Annotated in this window: 1 pseudogene; it reads right to left on the reverse strand. The window is 56.7% G+C overall.

The window, feature by feature from the left end:
* Positions 1-344, reverse strand: a pseudogene (locus A3730_RS31570) (Na+/H+ antiporter NhaC family protein); the annotation flags it as partial.

The following is a 344-nucleotide window of genomic DNA, read 5'->3' on the forward strand; positions in this document are numbered from 1 at the left end:
TACTTCGCCTGCTTTTTGCAGTGGCAACTTCAGCAATCTTGTCAGCCCGTGAATCCGCTCGATCACCCAGCGGGTGCCGCCCTGATCCGTCATCAATTGTGAGAGACCACCAATCAACATGGACAGCAGCATGATTTCGAACATGCCTTCAAAGCCCTTGTAGATAGCCCCGTTCATGGTGGCGAGCGTATAGTCCGGCATCATCACCATGCCGGTGATCCCGGCAGTGACAATACCCACGATCAGTACCGCCAGCACGTTCAGCCCACTGAGCGCCAACCCGAATACCAGCAGGTAGGGCACCACCAGCGCAAACCGGAAGGGCTCGGCTTCTACCTGGTGCT

The sequence above is a fragment of the Alcanivorax sp. HI0044 genome, assembly GCF_001634945.1.